The organism is Pseudomonas sp. JE3303 (genome assembly GCF_056312565.1).
Map to the genome: position 1 here is coordinate 472,864 of NZ_JBWGIF010000001.1, position 23,914 is coordinate 496,777.

Below are 23,914 nucleotides of genomic sequence, written 5' to 3' on the forward strand. Positions count from 1 at the left end.
AAAAGTCCTGATTTTCAGGATAAATAGTTATGCCTGCCTGATGCGTTGTCACGCAGCCTGCTGGATAATCGCGGGCTGCTTGAGCCCGCGTTCGCGGGTTCGTATCACCCTGAATTGAGCACCGTCCGGCACCCCGTGGGGAATCATTACGCCCAAATGGGGTCCGAACAGTGCTCGCCAACCCGGCATTTGTCGCTGGCCGTTGGTTCTATGATCTGTTTTCGGCGAGGGTTGCTCGTGATTGTAAGTCCCCATACCGCACCAAGAATCCCCGGCAAACGGCTGCGCAGAGCCTTGTTGGCAAGCGCGACCCTGCTCGGCCTGTTGAGCGCGGGCCAGCTGTGGGCGTTCAATCTTGATGATGTTGCCGCCAAGGCGAAGGATCTGGCCGGGCAGAAGTTCGAGGCGCCCAAGAGCAATCTGCCTGCCGTCTTCCGCGACATGAAGTACGCCGATTATCAGAAGATCCGTTTCCTCCAGGAAAAGGCCGAATGGGCGGGCGAAAAGACCCCCTTCAAGCTGTCCTTCTATCATCAGGGCATGCACTTCGACACGCCGGTGAAGATCAACGAAGTCACCGCGACAACGGTCGAAGAAATCAAGTACGACCCGAGCCGCTTCGACTTCGGTGATGTACCGCATGACGCCAAGACCACTGAAAACCTCGGCTATGCCGGTTTCCGCGTGCTCTACCCGATCAACCAGGCCGACAAGCAGGACGAAATCATGACCCTGCTTGGGGCCAGTTATTTCCGCGTTGTGGGCAAGGGCCACGTGTACGGCCTGTCCGCCCGTGGCCTGGCCATCGACACCGCGCTGCCATCGGGTGAAGAATTCCCGAGGTTCACCGAGTTCTGGGTCGAGCGCCCGAAACCCACCGACAAGCACCTGGTGATCTACGCGCTGCTCGACTCGCCGCGCTCCACCGGTGCCTACAAGCTGACCCTGCGCCCAGGCAGCGACACAATCGTCGACGTCAAGTCGCGGGTCTACCTGCGTGACCACGTCAGCCGCCTGGGTATCGCGCCGTTGACCAGCATGTTCCTGTTCGGCAGCAACCAGCCGTCCAAGGTGCTCAACTACCGTCCAGCGCTGCATGACTCCGAAGGCCTGTCGATTCATGCGGCCAACGGCGAGTGGCTGTGGCGCCCGCTGAACAACCCCAAGCACCTGGCCGTGAGCAATTTCAGCGTCGAAAACCCCCGTGGTTTCGGCCTGCTCCAGCGCCAGCGCGAGTTCAGCCAGTACGAAGACCTGGATGACAATTACCAGAAGCGTCCGAGTGCCTGGATCGAACCGCGTGGCGACTGGGGCAAGGGTACCGTCGATCTGGTCGAGATCCCGACCGCCGACGAGACCAACGACAACATCGTTGCCTTCTGGAGCCCCGAGAAGTTGCCAGAGCCAGGCCAGCCGGCCGAGTTCGACTACCGCCTGCACTGGACTATCGACGAGTCGGCGTTCCACTCGCCTGACCTGGGCTGGGTCAAGCGCACCATGCGCTCGACCGGCGACGTCAAGCAGTCGAACCTGATCCGCCAGCCTGACGGCAGCGTAGCCTTCCTGGTCGACTTCGAAGGCCCGGTGCTGGCCAAGCTGCCAGAAGATGCCGCCGTGCGGAGCCAGATCAGCCTGGACGACAATGCCGAGCTGGTCGAGAACAACCTGCGCTACAACCCTGAAACCAAGGGCTGGCGCCTGACCCTGCGGATGAAGCTCAAGGACCCGGCCAAGTCGGTCCAGATGCGCGCCGCGCTGGTGCGTGACGTACCGGTCGAGCCGGCCAAGCCGGCTGTCCAGGACAAGCCTGCGGCCAAGCACGCCAAGGTTGAAACCGCCAAGGCGCAGAAAGCAGCCGAGCAACCCGCCGCAGACGCGGCATCCACCACCGGGGCCCCGGCCACCACCGAACAGGTGCTGACCGAAACCTGGAGCTACCAGTTGCCTGCCGATGAGTAATTCAAGTCCGCGGCCAGAATCGCTTGTCGAGTACCTGGCCCACCTCCCTCTGAGCGATGAGCAGCGCGCCGAACTGGCGAGCTGCAACTCGTTCAGCGAGCTGCACCAACGTCTCTCGGCCCAGGATGCTTCCGATCCCGCCGATGCCGTTCAGGCATCGGTAGGCAGCCGCCTGACCCTGGGCAGCGCCCGCGAGCTCGAGGACGCCGAGATGCTCGGTGTCGACGGCAGCGGGCGCCTGTGCCTGAAAATCGCGCCGCCGATCCAGCGCACGCGAGTGATTCCCGAGCCGTGGCGGACCAATATCCTGATCCGGGCCTGGCGCCGCATGACCGGCCGCACCAATCCGGCGCAACCGCCCAAGCGCGAGCTGCCTTCGGCACGCTGGCGCTGGGTCGGGTCGATGCGTCGGTATATCCTGCTCGCTCTGATGCTGGGGCAGACGGTGGTGGCCGGCTGGTACATGAAAGGCATCCTGCCGTACCAGGGCTGGTCCTTCGTCGACCTGGACGAAATCACCCGTCAGCCGGTATTGGACACCATCATCCAGGTCTGGCCGTATGCCTTGCAGACCAGCATCCTGATCTTGTTCGGCATCCTGTTCTGCTGGGTCTCGGCAGGCTTCTGGACGGCGCTGATGGGCTTCCTCGAGCTGCTTACCGGGCGTGACAAGTACCGCATCTCGGGCAGCAGCGCGGGCAACGAGCCGATCGAGCCTGGTGCCCGCACTGCCATCGTCATGCCGATCTGCAACGAAGACGTTCCGCGGGTGTTCGCCGGCCTGCGCGCGACGTTCGAGTCGGTGGCCGCCACGGGCGACCTGGACCGCTTCGACTTCTTCGTGCTCAGCGACACAAACGACACGGATATCGCCGTGGCCGAGCAGCAGGCGTGGCTCGAGGTCTGCCGTGAGTCCAAGGGCTTCGGGCGCATCTTCTATCGCCGCCGCCGCCGCCGGGTCAAGCGCAAGAGCGGCAACCTCGACGACTTCTGCCGTCGCTGGGGTGGCGAGTACCGCTACATGGTGGTCCTCGACGCCGACAGCGTGATGAGCGGTGAATGCCTGACCAGCCTGGTTCGCCTGATGGAGGCAAACCCGGATGCCGGTATCGTCCAGACCGCGCCAAGGGCGTCGGGCATGGACACCCTGTATGCGCGCATGCAGCAGTTCGCTACCCGTGTGTACGGCCCGCTGTTCACGGCCGGCCTGCACTTCTGGCAGTTGGGCGAGTCGCACTACTGGGGCCATAACGCGATCATCCGCATGAAGCCCTTCATCGAGCACTGCGCCTTGGCGCCGTTGCCGGGCAAGGGTGCCTTCGCCGGTGCGATCCTCTCCCACGACTTCGTCGAAGCCGCGCTGATGCGCCGTGCCGGCTGGGGCGTGTGGATCGCCTACGACCTGCCGGGCAGCTACGAAGAACTGCCGCCAAACCTGCTTGACGAACTCAAGCGCGACCGCCGCTGGTGCCATGGCAACCTGATGAACTTCCGCCTGTTCCTGGTCAAGGGCATGCACCCGGTACACCGTGCGGTGTTCCTTACCGGGGTGATGTCATACCTGTCGGCGCCGCTGTGGTTCTTCTTCCTGGTGCTGTCGACCGCGCTGCTGGCGACCAACACGCTGATGGAGCCGCAGTACTTCCTGGAGCCGTTCCAGCTGTATCCGCTGTGGCCTCAGTGGCACCCGGAAAAAGCGATTGCGCTGTTCTCCACCACCATCGTGCTGCTGTTCCTGCCCAAGCTGTTGAGCATCATCCTGATCTGGGCCAAGGGCTCCAGGGAGTTTGGCGGGCGGATCAAGGTCACCCTGTCGATGCTGCTGGAGATGCTGTTCTCCATGCTGCTGGCGCCGGTGCGAATGATCTTCCACACCCGTTTCGTACTGGCCGCTTTCCTGGGCTGGGCCGCGACCTGGAACTCACCGCAACGTGACGATGACTCCACGCCGTGGGGCGAAGCGGTGCGCCGCCATGGCCCGCAGACCCTGCTGGGTGCTGCCTGGGCTCTGCTGGTGGCGTGGCTGAACCCAAGCTTCCTGTGGTGGCTGGTACCGATCGTAGGCTCGTTGATGCTGTCGATCCCGGTTTCGGTGATCTCCAGCCGCACCAAGCTGGGGCTGCGCGCCAAGGACGAGAAACTGTTCCTCATCCCCGAGGAATACGCGACGCCGCACGAGCTGCTCGCCACGGACCAGTACACCCATGAAAATCGCTGGCATGCGCTCAAGGACGGCTTTGTCCGCTCGGTCGTCGACCCTCGGCAGAATGCCCTGGCCTGCGCCATGGCCACTGCTCGTCATGGTCTTGCCGAGCCGATCGAGAAGATGCGTGCCGAGCACGTTGCCAAGGCGCTGGAAGTGGGTCCGCAAGGTCTGGACGGGGCTGCACGCCTGGCCCTGCTGAGCGACCCGGTCGCCCTGGCGCGCCTGCACGAGCGGGTCTGGGCCGAGCAGAAGGCCGAGTGGCTTGATGTATGGCGCAGTTCGATCAGCAACGACCCTCACTCGCCGCTGCTGCCTCTCCACCCGGAGGGTCAGGCGCAACCGGCGTTGGTCGGCGCCTGACGCCTCCCTCCTGTGGGAGCGGGCTTGTCCCGCGATCGGGCCCGCAGGGGCCGTGAAACCTGCAAATGCGATTGCGCAATGCATCGCGGTTGCAGACTTTACGGCCCCTGCGGGCCCGATCGCGGGACAAGCCCGCTCCCACAGCGGGTCTGGATTTGCAGCAAGGCAGTTGTCTCCACAGTTTTTTCTGCGTCCTCCAGCTAGGTCACAGCCCCCCGCATGCGTTAGCATCCCCTCCGATATTTCGCATCGGCCTGCCGGCCGTTCGCTGCCAACAATAAAATGCGTACTCTTTCTTGTTAGGGGACCTGGTGATGATGAAGAAATACCTGTCGCGACTGCTGGTCGCTGCCACTGCGCTGCTCGCGGTGAGTGCCGCCCAGGCGGGCGCCATCGATGAAGCGGTCAAGCGGGGCACGCTGCGGGTGGGCATGGATCCTACCTACATGCCGTTCGAGATGACCAACAAGCGTGGCGAGATCATCGGCTTCGAGGTGGATATCCTCAAGGCCATGGCCAAGTCGATGGGGGTCAAGCTCGAAACCGTCTCCACTGCCTATGACGGCATCATCCCGGCCCTGCTGACCGACAAGTTCGACTTCATCGGCAGCGGCATGACCCTGACCCAGGAACGCAACCTGCGCCTGAACTTCAGCGAGCCTTTCATCGTGGTCGGCCAGACCTTGCTGATCCGCAAGGAGCTGGCGGGCGAGATCAAGTCCTACAAGGACCTGAACAGCGACAAGTACCGCATCACTTCCAAGCTGGGGACCACTGGCGAAATGGTCGCCAAGAAGCTGATCAGCAAGGCCAAGTACCACGGCTATGACAACGAGCAGGAAGCGGTCATGGACGTGGTCAACGGCAAGGCCGATGCCTTTGTCTACGATGCTCCCTACAACGTGGTCGCGGTAAACAAGGCAGGTGCTGGCAAGCTGCTGTTCCTCGACGAGCCGTTCACCTACGAGCCGCTGGCGTTCGGCCTGAAGAAAGGCGACTACGACAGCATCAACTTCATCAACAACTTCCTGCACCAGATCAAGCACGACGGTACCTACGATCGAATCCACGACAAGTGGTTCAAGAACACCGACTGGCTGAAGGAAATGGAATAAAGGCTTCGGGCCATCCGCCCAGGCTTTGACCCCGACGCGCAGGCCATACCTGCGCGTTCGCATTTACGGAACTACCCGACGTGATCAAACACAAGAAAGCCCAGTGGCCCTGGCACGGGCTGACCGCCCTGGTCCTGGTGGGCCTGGCGCTGAGTCTTTACTTCGCCACCTCGATGATTTCCTACGAGTGGCGCTGGAACCGCGTTCCGCAGTATTTCGCCTATCAGGCCGAGGATGCCCAGCGTGCTGCCAGTTACGGCACCGTGCAGGACATCGTCAGCCAGGGCGATACTGCCCGCGTCACACTACGGGACGAGGACGGCGGCGAGCAGGTGCTCGATGTCGCGCAGGACAGCCTGCAGATCAGCAGGGGCGACGATGTCGCCGAAGGCGATGTAGTGGGCGTCACCCGTCACTGGGCTGCGGGGCCGCTGGCCTGGGGGTTGTGGACCACGCTGTGGCTGTCGGTGGTCTCCGGTGCGTTTGGCCTGTTGATCGGCCTGTGCGCCGGGCTGTGCCGGCTGTCGAACAACCCCACGGTGCGCGACCTGTCGACGGTCTATGTCGAACTGGTGCGTGGTACGCCGTTGTTGGTGCAGATATTCATTTTCTACTTCTTCATCGGCACCGTGCTCAACCTGTCCCGCGAGTTCGCCGGTGTGGCGGCGCTGGCGCTGTTTACCGGTGCCTATGTCGCCGAGATCGTGCGCGCGGGCGTGCAGTCGATCGCCAAGGGGCAGGGCGAGGCGGCCCGGTCGCTGGGCCTGAACAGCAGCCAGTCGATGCGCCATGTGATCCTGCCGCAGGCGTTCAAGCGTGTGCTGCCGCCATTGGCAGGGCAGTTCATCAGCCTGGTCAAGGACACTTCGCTGGTGTCGGTGATCGCCATCACTGAGCTTACCAAGAGCGGCCGCGAAGCCATCACCACCTCGTTCTCGACTTTCGAGATCTGGTTCTGCGTGGCAGGCCTTTACCTGCTGATCAACCTGCCGCTGTCGCACATCGCCAGCCGGCTCGAGCGGAGGCTTGCGCAAAGTGATTGAAGTCCGTGACCTGCTGAAAGTGTTCGACACCCGCGGCCAGGTAGTGCGCGCGGTCGACAATGTCACCACGCAAGTGGCCAAGGCCGAAGTGGTGGTCGTGCTGGGGCCTTCGGGCTCAGGCAAATCGACCTTCCTGCGTTGCCTGAATGGACTGGAGGATTTCGACCAGGGCCATGTGTCCATCGATGGCCTGCAGCTTGACGATCCAGCCACCGACATCAACGCGTATCGGCGCGAAGTCGGCATGGTGTTCCAGCACTTCAACCTTTTCCCGCACATGACCGTGCTGGAAAACCTGTGCCTGGCGCAGAAGGTGGTGCGCAAGCGCGGCAAGGCCGAGCGCGAAGCCAAGGCACGCGCGCTGCTGGAAAAAGTCGGCATCAGCCAGAAGGCCAATGAGTACCCCTCGCGCCTGTCTGGAGGTCAGCAGCAACGCGTGGCCATTGCCCGGGCGCTGGCGATGGACCCCAAGGTCATGCTGTTCGATGAGCCGACTTCGGCGCTCGACCCGGAGATGGTCGGCGAGGTGCTGGATGTCATGAAGACCCTGGCCCAGGAAGGCATGACCATGGTCTGCGTGACTCACGAAATGGGCTTCGCCCGGGAGGTGGCCGACCGGGTGCTGTTCTTCGACCACGGCAAGCTGCTGGAAGACTCGCCGCCGAAGGAGTTCTTCACTGCGCCCAAAGACCCCCGTGCCCAGACTTTCCTGCGCCAGGTCTTGTAACGCCGACACACGTCTGGCGCGGTCTGCTCCAGATAAGCACGGAGCAAACCGCGCAGCTTAGAGCTGGAATTTCCCGACCAGTCCTTGCAGATGCGTGCCCAGCCGCGCCAGCTCCACGCTCGACGCGGCGGTCTCCTCACTCGCGGCCGAGGTCTGGTCGGAGATGTCGCGCACATTCATTACGCTGCGGTTGATCTCTTCGGCCACGGCGCTCTGTTGTTCGGCGGCGGTAGCGATCTGCTGGTTCATCGCCTGGATCGACGACACGGTAGTGGTGATGGTGTGCAGCGAGCTGCCGGCGCGACGGGTCAGCTCGACGCTGCTGTCGGTCAGGCTGCGGCTGCTGTCCATCACGCTGGCCACCTGCTGGGTGCCATGCTGCAGCCCGGCGATCAGCTCCTCGATTTCCTCGGTGGACTTCTGCGTGCGCTGCGCCAGGCTGCGCACCTCATCGGCGACCACGGCAAAGCCTCGGCCCGCCTCGCCCGCCCGGGCGGCCTCGATGGCGGCATTGAGCGCCAACAGGTTGGTCTGCTGGGCGACCGACTTGATCACGTCCAGCACACTGCCGATCTTGGTGCTTTCATTCTTGAGCTGGGCCATGGCTTCGGTGGAATTCGCCACCTCGTTGGCCAGCCGCTCGATCTGGGCGATTGCCTCGCCAACCACGCGGTCGCCCTCGCGGGACTGCTGGTCAGCCATCAACGCGGCCTCCGAGGCCTGCTCGGCGTTGCGCGCGACTTCATGCACAGTAGCGGCCATCTGATTCATGGCGGTGGCCACCTGGTCGGTTTCGACCTTTTGGTTGTTGACCCCAGCGCTGGTCTGCTCGGTGACGGCGGACAGCTCTTCCGCGGCGCTGGCGATCTGGGTGACACCGTCGCCGATCCCGCCAATCAGCTCACGCAGGTTACGGGTCATGCGCTGCATGCTGGCTTGCAGCTGGCCCAGCTCGTCGCGGCGCTCGACCGCCACGTCCAGGCGCAGGTCGCCATTGGCCACGCGCTCGGCGGCGGTGAGGGTCTGGCGTAACGGCAGGACAATCTGTCGGGTAATGACCCAGGCGGCGAGCATGCCCAGCAGCAAGGCCAGCGCGGTGACCCCTGCCAGCAGGGTCTTGGCCTGCCGGGTGTCAGCATCGCGCACCTGGGTCTGCGAGAGGGTCAGAGCCTGACTGTTGTCGATGAGCACCTGGCCTTGCGCGGCCATCTGTTGCAACGCCTGGTCAATCAGCGGGTTCGACTGAGTGGCGCTGGTGTCCGGCGTAACCTGGCGCAGTGCAACGAAGGCCTCGCGGTACTGGCTCACGGCGTCTCGCTGGAGCTGCACGCGCTGTTGGTCTGCAGGTTGCTCGATCTGCTGGGCGATGCTTTGAAGTCGGCGGTCGAGCTGTTCCAGCGCCTGCTCCATCGCGGTCAGGCTGGCAGCGTCACGGTTGCGCTCGTACTGCTGGCGCGCAATGCGCAGCTCTTGAGTGCCCTGATGCACCACGGAGATACTGCCAAGCTTGTCGCCACGGCTGATCACCCCATTGAGGCCTGTCCAGCCGGTAGCGGTGATGGCGAGCGTCAACAGCAGGACCAGGCCGAAACCGAAGCCCAGTTTTCGATTGACGCTCATGTTACCCAAAAACTGATTCAACCCACGAGACATGGTGTACTCCCTGGCGCCCGGCATGGCCGGCTATTGCTGTATGGCCAGCATATCGGCGCCAGGAGAGGAAACTTGACAGGGAGCAGTTGATCGAGTGGTCAAAAAATCCGCGACAGCAGCGCGGTGACGGCAGTTTCCACCCGCAGGATGCGTTCACCGAGCTGCACCGGCTGCAGCCCCGCCTTGCCCAGCAGCTCGACTTCATAGGGAATCCAGCCGCCTTCAGGACCGATCGCCAGGGTGACAGGCTCATCCACTGCACGGGGACAGGCCGGGTAGGGACCCGGATGACCGACCAGGCCCAGGGTGCCGTCGGAGATGGCGGGCAGGCGGTCTTCGACGAAAGGCTTGAAGCGCTTCTCGATAAGGACCTCCGGCAGCACCGTATCGCGGCCCTGCTCGAGGCCGAGCACCAGCTGTTCACGTATGGCCTCTGGGGTGAGGAAAGGCGTTTGCCAGAAGCTTTTCTCGACCCGGTAACTGTTGACCAGGACCAGGCGCGGTACGCCCAGGGTCGCCACGGTCTGGAACACCCGGCGGAGCATCTTCGGGCGGGGCAGGGCGAGCACCAGGGTCAGGGGCAGCTTGGCGGGCGGTGGCTGGTCGAACGCCACCTCCAGCTCCGCTTCATGGCCCTCGAGCCGCAACACCGTGGCCTGGCCCATCTGGCCGCCCAGGCGGCCGATACGCAGGCTGTCACCCACTGCCACGCGGTGGATCTCCTGCATGTGGGTAAAGCGCCGGTCAGCCAGCACCACACGGTCGGCCGCGATGAAATCGGCCTGTTCGAGCAACAGCAGATTCATGGTTGGGTCGCTGGCGGCTGGTCGTTGTGGTCATCGGCAGCGTTGTCATTCGACTCGCTGCGCTTGCGGATCAAGCCGCCGAAGAGCACGCCGATCTCGAACAGCAGCCACATGGGAACGGCCAGCAGGGTCTGCGAGAAGATGTCTGGCGGGGTAAGGACCATGCCGACCACGAAGCAGCCGATGATCACGTACGGGCGGATCTTCTTCAGGTACTTCACATCGACCACGCCGATCCACACCAGCAGCACGACCGCCACGGGGATCTCGAACGCTACGCCGAAGGCGAAGAACAGCGTCATGACGAAGTCCAGGTAACTGGCAATGTCCGTCATCATCGAAACGCCCTCAGGCGTTGCGCTGGCAAAGAAGCCGAAGATCAACGGGAACACCAGGAAATACGCGAAGGCCATGCCGGCGTAGAACAGGATAATGCTGGAAATCAGCAGCGGGATCGCGATGCGCTTTTCATGACGGTACAGCCCCGGCGCGATGAAGCCCCAGATCTGCTGAAGGATGACCGGCATCGCCAGGAACAGCGAGACGATCATGGTCAGCTTGAACGGCGTCAGGAACGGCGAGGCCACATCGGTGGCGATCATCGTCGCGTTCGGCGGCAAGTGCTCGCGCAGCGGTTGCGACACCAGGGTGTAGATCTGCTGCGCGAAGGCGAAGAGCCCGATGAATATCAGGAAGATGGCGGCCACGCAGCGCAACAGGCGGGTGCGCAGCTCGGTCAGGTGCGAGACCAGCGGCATGGGCTGGTCATGTTCCGGGATTTCGCTCATGGGGCTCTTGGCGGTTGGGGCTGCTCGGGGGCATTGGCAGGCGGCGTTGCCGGCGTGCCGCTGGCATGTTCAGCCGCAGGCGCAGGGGTGGCCGGTGTTTGGCTGGCTGGCGTCGTTGGCGTGGCCTGGGGATCGAGAATGCGCCGCGCCTCCTGCTCCATGGAGAGGATGTGCTCGTTGTGCAGCTGGCGGCGGATGTCATCGGCGCCGATTTCGCGCTCGACCTCCATCTTGATACTGTTGAAGCTGCGCTTGAGGCGGCCGATCCACAGGCCCGCAGTGCGGGCGGCGCCGGGCAGGCGCTCGGGACCGAGCACCAGCAGGGCTACCAGGCCGACGAGCAACAGCTCGCTGAAGCTGATCCCGAACATGGGTCAGTCTTTCCGGAGCGGGTCTTGGACCGGCGTCGCCTGGCCGTCGATGGTGTGCGGCTGGCTCAGCGGCGCGGTGTTCTGCGCTTGTGGCTGGGCGTGCACGGGCGGCACTGGCTGGGCTGGCGGCGCGGTCGGCTCGGCAGGCTTGGTCTCTTCATCGCTCATGGCCTTGCGAAAGCCCTTGATCGATTCGCCCAGGTCGCCGCCAAAGTTCTTCAGCTTCTTGGTGCCGAAGACCAGGACCACGACGACCAACAGGACGATCCAGTGTTTCCAGTCGAAAATTCCCATGATGCTTTCCTCAGTGTCTGATCAGTCACGCCGACGGCTGGCGTGCGGCTTTTTCGTCGTGGCCTGACAGGCCGAAGCGGCGTTCAAGCTCGTCGAGCACGGCTTGTGGGTGCTGGCCCAGCGCGCTGAGCATGACCAGGCTGTGAAACCACAGGTCAGCGGTCTCGTAGATGACATCGCTGCAGTCGCCACTGTGGGCGGCGTCCTTGGCGGCAATGATCGTCTCGACCGATTCTTCGCCGAGCTTTTCGAGAATCTTGTTCAGGCCCTTGTGGTACAGGCTGGCCACGTAGGAGCTGTCGGGCGCCGCGTTCTTGCGGCCTTCGAGCACTTCGGCGAGGCGGGTAAGGGTGTCGCTCATGTCAGTGTCCTGCGCTGTAGATGGCATCCGGGTCCTTCAGGACCGGGTCGACGGTTTGCCACTGGCCGTTCTCGTAGACACGGTAGAAGCAGCTTTCGCGGCCGGTGTGGCAGGCGATATGACCCAGTTGCTCGACCATCAGGATGATCACGTCGGCGTCGCAGTCCAGGCGCATCTCGTGCAGTTTCTGCACATGGCCCGACTCTTCGCCCTTGCGCCACAACTTGCCCCGCGAACGCGACCAGTAGATGGCACGTTGTTCGGCGGCGGTCAGGGCCAGGGATTCACGGTTCATCCAGGCCATCATCAGTACGCGCCCGGTCTTGTGGTCCTGGGCGATGGCCGGTACCAGGCCATCGCTGTTCCACTTGATCTCGTCCAGCCAGTCTTTCATCGTCGACTCCAAAACCGGGCCCTGGTCTGCCGGGCCCTTGCGCTAGTGTGCCAGCCAGCAGCCCGGCTGGCTATCGGCGCACGATCAGGTATAGCCCGGCCGCGAGCATCAGCCACGCGGGCCAGGCAGCCGGGGCGCTGAGGCTCGCGGCGGCGGTGGCCAGCGTCGCGCCACCGGCGAGCAGGCTGCCACCCAGCAGGCGCAGGGCCCAGCCGTCGTGGTCTCGGCGCCGTGGCATCTCGGGATCGTTCAGGTGGGGCTGCGACAGGCGTTCGAGCAGGTCGCGGGTCATCCCGGCCAGGTGCGGCAGTTGCTCGACCTGGCTGTGCAGGTTGCCCAGCACGGTGCGCGGGCTCATGCGCTCGCGCATCCAGCGCTCGAGAAACGGCTGCGCGGTGCTCCACAGGTCGAGGTCCGGGTACAGCTGGCGGCCCAGCCCCTCGATGTTGAGCAGGGTCTTCTGCAGCAACACCAGCTGGGGCTGCACTTCCATGTTGAAGCGGCGGGCCGTCTGGAACAGGCGCATCAGCACCTGGCCGAAGGAGATGTCCTTGAGCGGCTTCTCGAAGATCGGCTCGCACACGGTGCGGATCGCCGCCTCGAACTCGTTGAGCTTGGTCTGCGCCGGTACCCAGCCCGAGTCGATGTGCAACTGGGCGACGCGCCGGTAGTCGCGCTTGAAGAAAGCGAACAGGTTGCGCGCCAGGTAGTCCTGGTCCTCGGGGGTGAGGCTGCCGACGATGCCGCAGTCGATGGCGATGTACTGTGGGCTCCAAGGCCGCACGGTGCTGACGAAGATGTTGCCCGGGTGCATGTCGGCGTGGAAGAAGCTGTCGCGGAACACTTGTGTGAAAAACAGTTCCACGCCGCGCTCGGCAAGAATCTTCATGTCGGTACGCTGGTCGGCCAGGGCGGCGAGATCAGTCACCGGCACGCCGTAGATGCGCTCCATCACCAGCACCTTCGGACGGCAGAGGTCCCAGTAGACCTGGGGCACGTAGAGCATGTCCGAGCCTTCGAAGTTGCGCCGCAGCTGGCTGGAGTTGGCAGCCTCGCGGAGCAGGTCGAGCTCGTCGAATATGGTCTTCTCGTAGTCCTTGACCACCTCGACCGGGTGCAGCAGGCGCGCATCGGCGGACACTCGCTCGGCACCCTTGGCGATCAGGAACAGCCAGGCGAGGTCCTGGGCGATGACCGGCTTCAGGCCGGGACGCACCACCTTGACCACTACCTCTTCACCGGTCTTGAGCCGGGCGCCATGTACCTGCGCCACCGAGGCGGAGGCCAGAGGCTCGACGTCGAAGCGGCTGAACACCTCGCCGACAGTCGCCCCGAGCTGCTCCTCGATCAGCGCCACCGCCTGTTTCGAGTCGAAGGGCGGGACCCGGTCCTGCAGCAGCATCAGCTCGTCCGCGATGTCCGTGGGCATCAGGTCGCGACGGGTCGAGAGCAACTGGCCGAACTTGATGAAGATTGGCCCCAGGTCCTGCAAGGCCAGGCGCAGGCGGGCGCCGCGGTTGAGCGGGGAGGGCTTGCGCGGCAGCCAGCGCCAGGGCATCAGCAGGCGCAGGCTCCTCAACCACCAGGGCAGGGGCAGGTCGAACAGCAGGTCATCGAGACGGTAGCGGATCACGACGCGCTGAATGCGCAACAGACGGCGGACGGCGAGCAGCTTCATGCGTTATCGCTGGTATCAAGTGAGCGGGATCGGGCCAGGCGCTGGATGCGCGCCTCAAGGCGTTCAATGTCGAGCTTTAGCGAGTCAAGTTCGCGGAAGGCCGCTTCGGCCTCGCGCTGGCCGACCAGGGTACGGGCTTCTTCGGCAAGGTACTCGGACAGGTTCTGGCTGAAACGCGCCAGCCCTTCCCGCGTCCAGCGGGCGCGCAGGCGCAGGTGGCCGGCCAGCAGGGCAGTAGGCACCGGCCCCAGCCAGCGCGACAGCTCGTATTCCCAGTCCAACTCCAGGTCCTGGAGGATACCGAACAGGTCGAGGAGCACCGCGCTGTCACCATGCAGTTCGACCTGCGGACTGTGCAGCACGGCGTTCTTGTCGCTGGCAAAGGCCAGTTGCACCAAGCTGCCCGCGGGCGCGCGCAGGGTGCAGTCGACCTCGCCTTCCCAGTGGGCGGCGAGCATCAGGCCGTCTTCATCGGGCAGGATGAAGACCGAGAGCGACGGCTGGCGGCAGTCGATGGCAATCACCTTGCCCTCCAGCGCGGCCAGGCGCGGCATGGCCGTGCTGTCCATGCGCAGCACACGGTTGAGCCCGTGTTCGACGCTTGCGAGAAGGCCGGCCAGCAGCATCAGGGCTTGATACCCCGGTGCAGCGCGACGATGCCGCTGGTCATGTTGTGGTAGGTGACACGGTCGAAGCCGGCCTGGACCATCATGGCCTTGAGGGTTTCCTGGTCGGGGTGCATGCGGATCGACTCGGCCAGGTAACGGTAGCTTTCCGAGTCATTGGTGATCAGCTTGCCGGCCAGGGGCATGAAAGCGAACGAGTAGGCGTCGTAGGCCTTGGACATGAAGGCGTTGGTCGGCTTGGAGAACTCCAGGACCAGCAGGCGGCCGCCAGGCTTGAGTACGCGCAGCATCGAGCGCAGGGCGTCTTCCTTGTGGGTGACGTTGCGCAGGCCGAAGGCGATGGTCACGCAGTCGAAGTGGTTGTCCGGGAAGGGCAGCTTTTCGGCATCGGCCTGGACGAACTCGATATTGCCCGCAACGCCGCGGTCGAGCAGGCGGTCGCGGCCTACCTTGAGCATCGACTCGTTGATGTCGGCCAGCACCACCTGGCCGGTCGGGCCTACCAGGCGCGAGAACTTGGCGGCCAGGTCACCCGTGCCCCCCGCGATGTCCAGCACTCGGTTGCCGCTGCGCACGCCGGAAAGCTCGATCGTGAAGCGCTTCCACAGCCGGTGCATGCCACCGGACAGGACGTCGTTCATCAGGTCGTACTTGGCGGCTACCGAGTGGAAGACCTCGGCGACTTTCGCCGCTTTCTCGCTTTCACGAACGTTCTTGTAGCCGAAATGGGTGGTAGGTTCGGCCTGGTCGCCTTTGCGCTGATCGGTCATTTCGCTTCACCGGGAAAAAATTACCGCCATTCTAGGGTGAACGGGCGGATTTGTCTTGGCGGGGTGTGTCGCCGGCGCGGGCGCGGGCATAATGTGAGCATTGTCTTAGCCTTCAGGATTACCCCCATGACCCAGATCAGCGTTGAACGCAAACACAGCCTCGGCCGCGAGGCCGCGCGCGCCAAGGCCGAGTCGCTGGTGGAGAAGCTGTCGCAGGAATACGACCTCAAGGCCGAATGGCAGGGCGACCGTGTCGACGTATCGCGCAGCGGCGCCAAGGGCAGCGTACTGATCGGCGACGACAGCATCCGTGTCGAACTCAAGCTGGGGATGATGCTGTCGATGATGAGCGGCAGCATCAAGAGCGGAATCGAGCGCGCGCTGGACAAGGCGCTCGCCTAGACCCCATCCGTTAGCTGCTCTTAGGGTGATCATTCTAATTTTTCGTCCTACCTTGTGCTCAAGCCCGACATTCCCTACGAGCGTGAGGTGCAGAGCATGGCCAACAAGACGACCCTGAAGAAAAAAGTCGACACCGCCCAGGACAGTACCCTGGGCGAGGTGCGCGGCTACGCGCGCAAGATCTGGCTGGCAGGCCTGGGTGCCTACACCCGCGTCGGCCAGGAAGGCACGGAGTACTTCAAAGAGCTGGTCAAGGCGGGTGAGGTCGTGGAAAAACGCGGCGAGCAGCGTATCGAGGAGGCTGTCGATCAAGGCCTCGACGCTGCCAACAGCCAGCTGCACGACGCCGAGCGTGAGCTCACCGTAGTACGCAGCCGGTTCGAGGTTCGCCTCGACAAGATCGAGAGAGCATTCGATGCGCGCGTCGGCAGCGCCTTGAATCGTATCGGTATTCCGTCTAAACATGACGTTGAGGCACTGTCCATCAAGCTCGATGAGCTGACGGCGTTGCTCGAGCGCGTCGCTCGCAAACAATAAGGAGAGCAGGATGGCTGGCAAGAAGAACACCGAGAAGGAAGGCAGCTCCTGGGTTGGCGGGATCGAAAAGTATTCCCGCAAGATCTGGCTGGCTGGCCTGGGTATCTACTCCAAGGTTGATCAGGACGGTAGCAAACTGTTCGATTCCCTGGTGAAGGATGGCGAAAAGGCCGAGAAGCAGGCCAAGGATGCTGTTGAGTCCGCAAAGGACAGCGCGAAGGCCAGTACCTCGCGGGTATCGGACGTGAAGGAGCGCGCCAAGGGCAAGTGGGGAGAACTCGAAGAAGCGTTCGACAAGCGCCTGAACAGCGCCATCTCCCGCCTGGGCGTGCCTAGCCGCAACGAGATCAAGGCTCTGCACCAGCAAGTCGATACGCTCACCAAGCAGATCGAGCGTTTGACCGGCGCCTCGGTCAAGCCGGTATCGGCCAGGTCCGCCGCTGCCAGCAAGGCCACCGCCCAGCCACTGGCCAAGGCCGTGACCAAGGCAGCGGCCAAGCCGGCGGAAAAAGCGGTTGCGACGGCCAAGTCGGCAGTTGCCAAGACCGAGAAGAAAGCTGCGGCGGCCAAGCCTGCAGCGGCCAAAAAGCCTGCGGCGCCTAGAAAACCTGCGGTGAAGAAGGCGCCGGCCAAGTCCGAGGCACCGGCCTCGAGCGCGGCCTCGTCGGGTAATTCGGCCTCCGGCTCGAACAGCGCGACGTCCAGCGCACCGGCAGCCGAGTCGGCGGGTCAAGCCAGCCAGGCGTGATTTGCGCGATGGTGTCCGCAAGGACACCATCACCCCTCCAGATACCGCACCGCCATCTGCTCCGCCGCCTGGCGCGAGGGCTGCCGCAAATGCGGCGCCACCAGCATCATCACCTGATAGACCACCACTCCCACATCCCCCTGCCGGGCCAGCACTCGCTGGTAATCCAGGGAGAACAGCAGCGTCAGGGTTATCTGCTCGACCAGTTGCCCCAGCGCCTGGGTGTCACTCTGCACCTGACCCTGCGCCTTGAGGCTGGCGAGCAGCGCGGCCAGGGTGCGCTTGACGGCGTTGATCAGGTTGCGCACGCCACGAGCCAGCTTGGGCAGGCGCCCCGTAAGGTTCGACAGGTCCTGGAAGAGAAAACGGTACTGGGCCATGCGCTCGACGATCAGATGCAGGAACAACCAGTAATCCTCGGCATCCAGCCGCACGTCCATGGGCGGATCAAGCAGCGGCAGCAGCGCTTCCTCGAACCGCTCGAACAGTCCCAGCACCACCGGTTCCTTGCCATGGAAGTGGTAATACAGATTGCCCGGGCTGATCCCCAGCTCATTGGCGATCTCCAGGGTCGAGACATTCGGCTCGCCCTGCTGGTTGAACAGCTGCAGCGCACAATCGAGGATGCGGTCGCGGGTCTTTATCCGGGTCATGCGCTCAGCGGGCCATCACGTAGGTGCCGGGCGCCGCGTCTGCGGGCGGATACACCTTGTTGCCGAGCTCGGCGCGCGCTTCCTTCAACGCACCTGAACGCTGGCTGATCCATTCCAGCCACAGCGGCCACCAGCTGCCGTCGGTGCGCTTGGCATCATGGAACCAGGCGCGCGGGTCGCTGGAAAGCTTCAGGTTGTCCAGGTAGTACGCCTTGGGATTGCCCGGAGGGTTGATGATGCTCTGGATGTGCCCGCTGTTGGCCAGCACGAAACGGCGGTTGCCGCCCAGCAAGAGCGCCGAGCGGTAGACTGCGTCCCACGGCGTGATGTGGTCATTGCTGCCCGCCACGTTGAAGGTGTCGAGGTCGACCTGCTTGAGGTCGATGGGCGTGCCGCAGACCTCGAGGCCGGTTGGGTGGGTGAGCGGGTTGTGCTTGAAGAAGTCCAGCAGGTCGCCATGCAAGGCGGCGGGCAGGCGTGTGTGGTCTGCGTTCCAGTAGAGGATGTCGAAGGCCGGGGGCGTCTTGCCGAGCAGATAGTTGTTGACCCAGTAGTTCCAGATCAGGTCGTTGGGCCGCATCCAGGCGAAAATTCGCGCCACCTCGCCGCCATCCAGCACTCCGCGCTGGTAGGAGCGGCGCTTCGCCGCCTCCACTGTCTGCTCGTCGGCGAACAGACTGGCGGGGCTTTCGAACTGGCTGTCGAGCAGGCTGACCAGATAAGTGGCACTGCGCACCCGGCGCAACTGGTGCTTGGCCTGCAGGTGTCCTTGCAGTGCCGCCATGGTCAGGCCGCCGGCGCAGGCGCCCAGCAGGTTCGGGTCACGGCTGCCGGTAATGCTCCGGCAGGCATTGAGGGCCTCTTCCAATGCCTGCACATAGCTGGACAGACCCCACTCTCGATGACGCGGCTCGGGGTTGCGCCAGCTGACCATGAACACCTGCAGGCCGTTCTTGAGCATGTACTGGACATAACTGTTGGTCGGCCGCAAATCGAAGATGTAGTACTTGTTGATCTGTGGCGGCACCACGATCAGCGGCCGGGCATAGTGTTTCTCGCTCATCGGCCGGTACTGGATCAGCTCCAGCAGGTCATTGCGAAAGACCACGGCGCCAGGGGTCGCGGCCAGGCTTTCACCCACCTTGAATGCGTCCTGATCGACCTGCCGCGGCAGGCCGTCGTTGTGCCGCAGGTCGTCCAGCAGATTGCCCGCGCCGCGCACCAGGCTCATCCCGCCGGTATTGAGCAGCTCCTTGACCGCCAGCGGGTTGAGCAGTGAATTGCTCGGCGCCAGGGCGTCGTTGAGCAGGTTGGCCACGAAATGGGCACGGGCCCGGTCATCTGGCGACAGCTGGCTTTCCTCGATCCACAGGCGGCTTTGCTTCTGCCAGGCCAGGTACGCTTGCAGGCCGCGGCGGTAGAGCGGATTCTGGCTCCACGTCGGATCCTGGAATCGATTGTCACGGGCATGCGGCTGGTACGGCGTGTCGCCAAGCATCACCCGGCCCAGCTGACCGCCCAGGGCCAACATGTGGCGGGCGGTGTGCAAGGGGTTGAGCAAACCGTGGCGGCCGACCTGGCGCAGGGTCGAGATCAGGTCGCGGCCGCGCAGGCCGGTGATCGCGTTTTGCACGTTCATTGTCGTGACAGGGGCGGGTCGGGCCCCTTTTGCCGGTCTCTCGTTCATCAGGCAACACTCCCTCGTCAGGCCTTTCCACGATCAGATCAATACGGCATCAGCCACCCGTGGCAGGCCGTGGGTGCATGACCGCGCGTTGGCGCTCTTGCTGGAGGAACTTCATGATGATCGGGGCGACGGCCTCGGCTCGGGTGATCAGAAACAGGTGGCCGTCGTCGATTATGTGTAGCTGGGCATTGGGAATTCGCCAGGCCAGCAGGCGCATGTTGATCAGCGGAATCAGCGGGTCATCGTCGCCGGCGAGCACCAGGGTGGGCTGATGGATCTTGTGCAGCCAATGGATGCTGGTCCAGCCAAGGCCCGCGAACAGCTGCCAGTAGTAACCCAGCTTGCCCCCGGAGCGCACCTTGGATGCATGTGACAGGGCCAGGTCAGGGTCCCTGCGAAAGCCGCCGCCATAGATCTCTGGGGCGATGCGGATCACATGCGAAGGCTGCACGTACCGCCGGGGACTTGCCATCATCCATAGCACCCTGGGCTTGCCCGGGACCATGAAGGCGCCGGCCGCCGTGGCCGCCAGCACCAGCTTGCGGCAGCGCTCGGGGTAATCGAAGGCGAACTGCTGGGCCAGCGCACCGCCCCAGGACACGCCGATGGCGTTGACCTGCCCATAGTCAAGGTAGTCGAGCATTCGCGCGGTCAGCTTGGCCAGGCCAGGAAAGCGGTAGGGTTGCCTGGGTGTCGAGGAGCCGCCGACGCCAGGGACGTCAAAGGCGATCACCTCAAGGTCTGGGTCCAGGGCTTCGATGAACGGATAGACCAGCTCCAGGTTGGCGCCGATGCCATTGAAGATCAGCAAAGGCGTCAGGTGCGGCTTGCCGGGGCGGACAGCGGTCCGGATGGACTGGCCATCCAGCTCGACGGTCCTGAGAATGTACGGATGCGGCATGCGCGAAACCCTGTGGTGGATAAGTCGCCGTGGGGCCGGGGCCACCACGGCGTGACACTCAACGCTCGTGAACGTAGGTCCCCGGTGCGGCCTCCCCGGCTGCGTAGGTGCGATTTCCCAGGCGTGTCGGCGCTTTCTTCATCTCGCCAGCGCGCTCACCTAGCCAGGCGTGCCAGTGCAGCCACCAGGAGTCAGTGTGCTTGATGGCGCTTTCCTGCCAGGCCAGCGGATCGGCGGGCTGCTCGGTGCCCGTCATGTAGCGGCCCTTGGGGTTCCCGGGGGGGTTGAGGATGCTCTGGATGTGACCACTGTTGGACAGCACGAATTCGACTTTGCCGCCGAACAGATGCGCCGAGCGGTAGCACGAGTGCCACGGGGTGATGTGGTCCGCGGTGCCGGCGACGCTGTAGATGTCGCAGGTGACGTTCTTCAGGTCGATGGAAGTGCCGCAGACTTCCAGGCCGTTGGAGCGGATCAGCGGGTTGTTCTTGAACATCTCGATCAGGTCGCCATGGAAGGCGGCCGGCAGGCGCGTGGTGTCGTTGTTCCAGAACAGAATGTCGAAGACCGGCGGCTCATTGCCCAGCAGGTAGTTGTTGACCCAGTAATTCCAGATCAGGTCATTGGGACGCATCCAGGCGAACACCTTGGCCATCTCGCTGCCTTCGAGCACTCCGGCCTGGTAGGAATGCCGCTTGGCCGTTTCCAGGGTCTGCTCGTCGACGAACAGCGCGACCTGGGTGTCGATCGTGGTATCGAGCACGCTGACCAGCAGGGTCAATGCATTGACCTTGTTCTCGCCGAGGGCGGCGTAGTGCCCCACCAGCGCCGTGCAGGTAATGCCGCCCGAACAGGCACCGAGCATGTTCAGGTCCTTGCTGCCAGTGATCGACAGCACCGCGTCGACGGCTTCCTTGAGAGCGTCGATGTAGGTCGACAGGCCCCACTCGCGCTGCGCCTTGGTCGGGTTGCGCCAACTGATGATGAAGGTCTGCTGGTTGGAGCGCAGGCAGAAGCGCGCCAGGCTCTTTTCCGGGCTCAGGTCGAAGACGTAGAACTTGTTGATCTGCGGTGGCACCACCAGCAGCGGGCGCTGGAACACCTGCTCGGTGATCGGCTGGTACTGGATCAGCTCCAGCACATCATTGCGGTACACCACCGAGCCTTCGCTGGTGCCCAGGTTCTTGCCGACCTCGAAGGCGTCCATGTTGACCTGACTGGGCATGCCACCATTGTTGACCACATCCTTGGCCAGGTTGGACAGTCCGTCGAGCAGGCTCTTGCCGCCGGTCTCGAAAAAGCGTTTTACCGCTGCGGGGTTGGCCGCAGTGTTGGTGGGCGCCATGGCCTCGGTCATCAGGTTGATGACGAAGTGACCGCGATTGATGTCCTGCTCCGACAGGTTGCTGTTGCCGATCCAGTCGTGCAGCTCCTTGCGCCAGGCGAGGTACGTCTGCAGGTACCGGCGGTACATCGGGTTCTGGCTCCAGGCCGGATCGTTGAAGCGCCTGTCGTCGCTCGCCGGTGCCAGGGACGACTTGCCGAGCAAGACGTTTTTCAGCTCCAGTCCGAAGTGCGCTACGTGCTTGGCGCTGTGCAGCGGCTGGCGAATTGCCTGGCGCAGCACCGTGCGCGCCGAGGTCAGCAGATCTTTGCGACGGATGCCGATGACCGGGTTCAGGCCCAGGGTGTTCTCCGAGGCCTGGCGCTGCAGTTCATCGTTGTTCTTGTTACTCATCTACGACGCTCCATTGTCCTGAGACGAGTACCGGCGCTGTGCTCTCCGGCACAGGCAGATGCCCGGTACTACTGCTCGGGTGACCAGTGATAACGAACAGCGGTGGCGCGACCGGACGCCCATGCCGGCCTGGCCCCACCCGCTCTTGAAAACCGCGGAAACAACGCAGGGAACTTGCCAGCTCCATTGGTTACCCGACTTTCATGTAATGCGCAAGACAGCCAGTCGTTGGCTGTCAAGACGACATTCAAGCAGATGAGATTAGAAAATGCGCTCTAACCCTTGGAAATCGTAGGTTAGAGCATGAGCTTGACGGCCGATTCTGAGGGATCGCGGGATTTCCCGGCCTTGTGCAGTTCGCCGAGATACTCGTTCCACAGCTGCTGCTGGCGCAGGCACAACTGCTCGAGGTACTCCCAGATAAACAGGCCGCTGTCGTGGCCATCGTCGAAGGTCAGCTTGAGTGCGTATTGCCCAGCGGGCTCGACACCGACAAGGCCAACGCCGAGTTTGCCGAACTGCAGGATGGGGTTGCCGTGGCCCTGGACCTCGGCGGAGGGGGAGTGCACGCGCAGGAACTCGGCGGGCAGGTCATAGGATTCGTCGGGGCCGTAGGTGAGACGAAGGGTCTTGGAGGCTTTGTGAAGGTTGATTGCGGTGGGGAGTCTGGGCATGGCTTGGTGTTCTCTGCAGGTAGAAGGGCCGCAAAGCGGCCCCATACGATCTACAGAATATACCGCGAGAGATCCTCGTTCTGCGCCAGCTCGCCCAAGTGGCTGTTGACGTACTCGGCATCGATGCGGATCGGCGCTTCGCTGTGCGCGCTGGCCAGGTCACCGGCACTGAACGACACCTCTTCGAGCAGGCGCTCGAGCAGGGTGTGCAGGCGGCGGGCACCGATGTTCTCGGTCTTCTCGTTCACCTGGTAGGCGATCTCGGCCAGGCGCTTGATGCCCTCTGGCATGAACTCGATGTCCAGGCCCTCGGTCTTGAGCAGCTCGCGGTATTGCTCGGTCAGCGAGGCATGCGGCTCGCTCAGGATGCGCTCGAAGTCGCCCGGGGTCAGGGCCTTCAGCTCGACGCGGATCGGCAGGCGGCCTTGCAGTTCAGGCACGAGGTCGCTCGGCTTGCTCAGGTGGAAGGCGCCCGACGCGATGAACAGGATGTGATCGGTCTTGACCATGCCCAGCTTGGTGTTGACGGTGCAGCCCTCGATCAGCGGCAGCAGGTCGCGCTGCACGCCTTCACGGGACACATCGGCGCCGCCGACATTGCCGCGCTTGGCGACTTTGTCGATTTCGTCGATGAACACGATGCCGTGCTGCTCGACCGCTTCCAGGGCCTTGGCCTTCAGCTCGTCTTCATTGACCAGGCGGCCCGCTTCTTCGTCGCGGACCATCTTCAGCGCTTCCTTGACCTTGAGCTTGCGCGCCTTGCGCTTGCCCTTGCCCATGTTGGCGAAGAGGTTCTGCAACTGGCTGGTCATCTCTTCCATGCCAGGCGGCGCGGCGATCTCGACGCCGACGGACTCGGCCACTTCGATCTCGATTTCCTTGTCATCGAGCTGGCCTTCGCGCAGGCGCTTGCGGAACAGCTGGCGGGTGTTGGTATCGCTGCTGGAAGCCGCGGCCTCCTCGGCGAAACCGCTGGTGCGCGCCTGGGGCAGGAGGGCATCGAGGATGCGGTCTTCGGCGGCATCTTCTGCGCGGTGACGCACGCGAATGATCTCTTGCTCGCGGAGCATCTTGATCGAGGCATCGGCCAGGTCGCGGATGATCGACTCGACGTCACGGCCGACATAACCGACTTCGGTGAACTTGGTGGCTTCGACCTTGATGAACGGGGCGTGGGCCAGCTTGGCCAGGCGCCGGGCGATCTCGGTCTTGCCGACACCGGTAGGGCCGATCATCAGGATGTTCTTCGGGGTCACCTCGACACGCAGCTCGGCAGGGAGCTGCATGCGCCGCCAGCGGTTGCGCAGGGCAATGGCGACGGCGCGCTTGGCGTCGTCCTGGCCGATGATGTGGCGGTTGAGTTCGTGGACGATCTCGCGGGGGGTCATGGACATGGTAATGATGGTCCTCGGACGCAGTGGGT

General features: G+C 63.7%; 24 protein-coding genes. 8 read left to right on the top strand and 16 right to left on the bottom strand.

The window, feature by feature from the left end:
• Nucleotides 1–237: 237 nt before the first annotated feature.
• From AC0ZZU_RS02275 to AC0ZZU_RS02295, 5 genes are all read left to right on the top strand, one after another.
• Nucleotides 238–1,959 (top strand): glucan biosynthesis protein G, encoded by a 1,722-nt coding sequence (locus AC0ZZU_RS02275; RefSeq protein WP_476338712.1) that lies wholly within the window; start codon nucleotides 238–240, stop codon nucleotides 1,957–1,959.
• Entirely contained in the window at nucleotides 1,952–4,525 is a 2,574-nt protein-coding gene (mdoH, locus tag AC0ZZU_RS02280; RefSeq protein ID WP_476338714.1) for a glucans biosynthesis glucosyltransferase MdoH, read from the top strand. Before AC0ZZU_RS02275 ends, mdoH begins: the two co-directional genes overlap by 8 nt.
• Before the next feature lie 317 nt (nucleotides 4,526–4,842).
• On the top strand, nucleotides 4,843–5,640 hold the full coding sequence (locus tag AC0ZZU_RS02285; protein ID WP_476339111.1) for a transporter substrate-binding domain-containing protein: 798 nt from the start codon (nucleotides 4,843–4,845) through the stop codon (nucleotides 5,638–5,640).
• 80 nt (nucleotides 5,641–5,720) lie between these two features.
• A complete protein-coding gene (locus AC0ZZU_RS02290) occupies nucleotides 5,721–6,683 on the top strand; it encodes an amino acid ABC transporter permease (protein ID WP_476338716.1) in 963 nt (320 codons plus the stop codon).
• Entirely contained in the window at nucleotides 6,676–7,410 is a 735-nt protein-coding gene (locus AC0ZZU_RS02295) for an amino acid ABC transporter ATP-binding protein (RefSeq protein WP_476339112.1), read from the top strand. The genes AC0ZZU_RS02290 and AC0ZZU_RS02295 overlap by 8 nt, the downstream gene beginning before the upstream one ends.
• 57 nt (nucleotides 7,411–7,467) lie before the next feature.
• Here the strand turns inward: AC0ZZU_RS02295 and AC0ZZU_RS02300 are convergent, their stop codons facing one another.
• The 10 genes from AC0ZZU_RS02300 to ubiE form a co-directional block, all read right to left on the bottom strand.
• Complete coding sequence (locus AC0ZZU_RS02300) at nucleotides 7,468–9,063, bottom strand: methyl-accepting chemotaxis protein (protein ID WP_476338718.1); 1,596 nt, start codon at nucleotides 9,061–9,063, stop codon at nucleotides 7,468–7,470.
• A 98-nt stretch (nucleotides 9,064–9,161) separates the two neighbouring features.
• Nucleotides 9,162–9,869, bottom strand: a complete 708-nt coding sequence (locus AC0ZZU_RS02305) for a 16S rRNA (uracil(1498)-N(3))-methyltransferase (RefSeq protein ID WP_476338720.1) — start codon at nucleotides 9,867–9,869, stop codon at nucleotides 9,162–9,164.
• A complete protein-coding gene (gene tatC, locus AC0ZZU_RS02310; protein ID WP_476338722.1) occupies nucleotides 9,866–10,657 on the bottom strand; it encodes a twin-arginine translocase subunit TatC in 792 nt (263 codons plus the stop codon). Before tatC ends, AC0ZZU_RS02305 begins: the two co-directional genes overlap by 4 nt.
• A complete protein-coding gene (tatB, locus tag AC0ZZU_RS02315; RefSeq protein WP_476338724.1) occupies nucleotides 10,654–11,028 on the bottom strand; it encodes a Sec-independent protein translocase protein TatB in 375 nt (124 codons plus the stop codon). Before tatB ends, tatC begins: the two co-directional genes overlap by 4 nt.
• Nucleotides 11,029–11,031: 3 nt before the next feature.
• Nucleotides 11,032–11,322 carry a twin-arginine translocase TatA/TatE family subunit gene (locus AC0ZZU_RS02320; RefSeq protein WP_158458630.1) on the bottom strand — a complete coding sequence of 97 codons (291 nt, stop codon included), beginning with the start codon at nucleotides 11,320–11,322 and terminating at the stop codon, nucleotides 11,032–11,034.
• Between the two features lie 25 nt (nucleotides 11,323–11,347).
• On the bottom strand, nucleotides 11,348–11,683 hold the full coding sequence (locus tag AC0ZZU_RS02325) for a phosphoribosyl-ATP diphosphatase (protein WP_476338726.1): 336 nt from the start codon (nucleotides 11,681–11,683) through the stop codon (nucleotides 11,348–11,350).
• Between the two features lies 1 nt (nucleotide 11,684).
• A complete protein-coding gene (gene hisI, locus AC0ZZU_RS02330; protein WP_476338728.1) occupies nucleotides 11,685–12,077 on the bottom strand; it encodes a phosphoribosyl-AMP cyclohydrolase in 393 nt (130 codons plus the stop codon).
• 70 nt (nucleotides 12,078–12,147) lie between these two features.
• Complete coding sequence (gene ubiB, locus AC0ZZU_RS02335; RefSeq protein ID WP_158458627.1) at nucleotides 12,148–13,755, bottom strand: ubiquinone biosynthesis regulatory protein kinase UbiB; 1,608 nt, start codon at nucleotides 13,753–13,755, stop codon at nucleotides 12,148–12,150.
• Nucleotides 13,752–14,381, bottom strand: coding sequence for a ubiquinone biosynthesis accessory factor UbiJ (locus AC0ZZU_RS02340; protein ID WP_476338731.1), 630 nt, complete (start codon nucleotides 14,379–14,381; stop codon nucleotides 13,752–13,754). Before AC0ZZU_RS02340 ends, ubiB begins: the two co-directional genes overlap by 4 nt.
• Nucleotides 14,381–15,151 (bottom strand): bifunctional demethylmenaquinone methyltransferase/2-methoxy-6-polyprenyl-1,4-benzoquinol methylase UbiE, encoded by a 771-nt coding sequence (gene ubiE / locus AC0ZZU_RS02345; RefSeq protein WP_158458625.1) that lies wholly within the window; start codon nucleotides 15,149–15,151, stop codon nucleotides 14,381–14,383. Before ubiE ends, AC0ZZU_RS02340 begins: the two co-directional genes overlap by 1 nt.
• A 126-nt stretch (nucleotides 15,152–15,277) precedes the next feature.
• On the opposite strand from ubiE, the gene AC0ZZU_RS02350 reads away from it, so the two are divergent.
• From AC0ZZU_RS02350 to AC0ZZU_RS02360, 3 genes are all read left to right on the top strand, one after another.
• A complete protein-coding gene (locus AC0ZZU_RS02350) occupies nucleotides 15,278–15,553 on the top strand; it encodes a polyhydroxyalkanoic acid system family protein (protein ID WP_476338733.1) in 276 nt (91 codons plus the stop codon).
• A 96-nt stretch (nucleotides 15,554–15,649) separates the two neighbouring features.
• Nucleotides 15,650–16,090, top strand: coding sequence for a phasin family protein (locus AC0ZZU_RS02355; protein WP_476338735.1), 441 nt, complete (start codon nucleotides 15,650–15,652; stop codon nucleotides 16,088–16,090).
• A 10-nt stretch (nucleotides 16,091–16,100) separates the two neighbouring features.
• The gene (locus tag AC0ZZU_RS02360; RefSeq protein WP_476338737.1) at nucleotides 16,101–16,838 is read left to right on the top strand and encodes a phasin family protein; all 738 of its coding nucleotides are present in this window, start codon (nucleotides 16,101–16,103) and stop codon (nucleotides 16,836–16,838) included.
• A 29-nt stretch (nucleotides 16,839–16,867) separates the two neighbouring features.
• Here AC0ZZU_RS02360 and AC0ZZU_RS02365 read toward each other — a convergent pair whose 3' ends face one another.
• The 6 genes from AC0ZZU_RS02365 to hslU all read right to left on the bottom strand — a co-directional run bounded on the left by AC0ZZU_RS02365 (nucleotide 16,868) and on the right by hslU (nucleotide 23,885).
• On the bottom strand, nucleotides 16,868–17,482 hold the full coding sequence (locus tag AC0ZZU_RS02365; RefSeq protein ID WP_476339114.1) for a TetR/AcrR family transcriptional regulator: 615 nt from the start codon (nucleotides 17,480–17,482) through the stop codon (nucleotides 16,868–16,870).
• Between the two features lie 13 nt (nucleotides 17,483–17,495).
• Nucleotides 17,496–19,178 carry a class II poly(R)-hydroxyalkanoic acid synthase gene (phaC, locus tag AC0ZZU_RS02370; protein WP_476338739.1) on the bottom strand — a complete coding sequence of 561 codons (1,683 nt, stop codon included), beginning with the start codon at nucleotides 19,176–19,178 and terminating at the stop codon, nucleotides 17,496–17,498.
• Between the two features lie 49 nt (nucleotides 19,179–19,227).
• Nucleotides 19,228–20,079, bottom strand: a complete 852-nt coding sequence (phaZ, locus tag AC0ZZU_RS02375) for a poly(3-hydroxyalkanoate) depolymerase (protein ID WP_476338741.1) — start codon at nucleotides 20,077–20,079, stop codon at nucleotides 19,228–19,230.
• Nucleotides 20,080–20,137: 58 nt separating this feature from the next.
• Nucleotides 20,138–21,817, bottom strand: a complete 1,680-nt coding sequence (phaC, locus tag AC0ZZU_RS02380; protein WP_476338743.1) for a class II poly(R)-hydroxyalkanoic acid synthase — start codon at nucleotides 21,815–21,817, stop codon at nucleotides 20,138–20,140.
• A 296-nt stretch (nucleotides 21,818–22,113) separates the two neighbouring features.
• A complete protein-coding gene (locus tag AC0ZZU_RS02385) occupies nucleotides 22,114–22,491 on the bottom strand; it encodes a gamma-butyrobetaine hydroxylase family protein (RefSeq protein WP_476338745.1) in 378 nt (125 codons plus the stop codon).
• Nucleotides 22,492–22,541: 50 nt separating this feature from the next.
• Nucleotides 22,542–23,885: an ATP-dependent protease ATPase subunit HslU gene (gene hslU / locus AC0ZZU_RS02390; RefSeq protein WP_476338747.1), complete on the bottom strand. Its 1,344-nt coding sequence runs from the start codon at nucleotides 23,883–23,885 to the stop codon at nucleotides 22,542–22,544.
• Nucleotides 23,886–23,914 lie beyond the last annotated feature (29 nt).